Genomic DNA, 1,700 nt, shown 5'->3' with positions numbered 1-1,700 from the left:
CCATTGCCTGAGTTGATAGCCTTGCAGGAGAGCTACCGTTTGTGTGTGGATGAATTTGGCAATGTGATCCCTGAAGATTTTGGTTCGACCTCACCCCCGGTGATCGACACCGGCTTAAGCACCCCGGATTACATTTTTATTTGGGAGATAGACGGGCAGATACAATTTGACCTGTCCCAGGGAAGCATTACAGCCACCCAAGGAGGTGTATATACAGTAACGGTGATTGATGCCCAAACGGGCTGTGAGATCCAGGCGAGTACCACGGTCATACTGTCATCACCACCGATCACCTACAGTGCACAAACCGTTACCTCTGCCTTTGCGGGGTCACACGCCATAGGGGCCACGGCCGAGGGCTTGGGCGATTATATCTTCAGGTTGGATGACGGCCCGTATCAGGACATAGGCCACTGGGACAACGTTACCCCTGGCACACACATCGTTACGATTACCGACCGCAATGGTTGTGGCAGTGTAACCATAGAAGTGAGTGTGATCGATTACCCCTTGTATTTCACGCCCAACAACGACGGTTATCACGACACCTGGAATATCATAGGAATTGCGAACTATCCTACGGCAAAAATTTATATATTTGACCGCTACGGCAAGTTGTTGAAACAATTGAGCCCCACCGGGCAAGGTTGGGACGGCACTTACAATGGCAGGCCCATGCCGTCAAATGATTACTGGTTCAAGGTGGAGTATCTTGAAGATGAAATTATAAAGGAGTTTAGAGGACATTTTACATTAAAGAGATAAAAAATATTTCAGTGAAATTCCCGTTAGAGTATTAGTAAAACAAACTAGCCTGCCTTTTTTGCATCGAGCTATAAAGTGTAAAAGGGCAGGCAGGTTTAGTCTTGGGGTTTTCCATTTCGATAATTCAAGACAAACTATTAAACAACAAATTAAAAAGAACAGATGAATTTAAAATATAATGCCACCATCTTGTTGGTTCTATCATTTTTTTATTACGCACAGGGGCAAGATGGAATCCCATTATACTCTGATTATTTTGCAGACAATTTATACATACTCCATCCATCAATGGCTGGTGCTGCAAACAGTGGACAGCTTAGGCTTACAGCAAGACAACAATGGTTTGACCAAAACAATGCACCCAACTTACAGACCTTATCCGCTAATATGAGAGTGGGTGAAAGATCGGGCATTGGGGTTGTTGCTTTTAATGATAAGAACGGGTTTCATTCTCAAACCGGGGCTTATCTTACTTATGCACATCATATCATGTTTTCCAGAAGTGAAGTGGATTTAAATCAACTTTCATTTGGATTAAGTGCGGGAATAGTACAAAACAGACTTGATGAAACAAATTTTGATTTGAGTGATTTTGACCCGGTAATTGCGGGAATTATGCAAAGCAGCTCTTATTTTAATGTTGATTTAGGGATGTCATACAATTTTCTTGATTTATCTGTTCACTTTACCGTAAAAAACATCATCTTTCAAAACAGGAATATATATACGGAAGGTATAGAATCTCCTAATCAAAGAAGGTATCTTTTTTCCGGCGCATATACTTTTAGTGGTAGTTTTAATTCAGATTGGTCCTATGAACCCTCATTTTTGTTTCAGTTTTATGAAAGAACAAATGAAGCGGGATTTGACGCAAACTTTAAAGCCTATCGGGCCATGGATTTTGGAAGTTTGTGGGGAGGAATTTCATACAGAAG

The 1,700-nt window shown here is 41.8% G+C and carries 2 protein-coding genes; both read left to right on the top strand.

Translation table 11 applies throughout. The annotated features are described in order from the left end of the window. Positions 1-765 (top strand): T9SS type B sorting domain-containing protein (locus AC6F75_RS10535; protein WP_500714982.1); only part of this gene is annotated, 765 nt, incomplete at its 5' end. A 162-nt stretch (positions 766-927) separates the two neighbouring features. Next, positions 928-1,700: PorP/SprF family type IX secretion system membrane protein (locus AC6F75_RS10530; RefSeq protein WP_500714981.1), on the top strand; the 773-nt coding region annotated here is incomplete at its 3' end.

It is taken from the genome of Planktosalinus sp., assembly GCF_059864935.1.
This window is presented reverse-complemented; position numbering and strand designations above follow the sequence as displayed.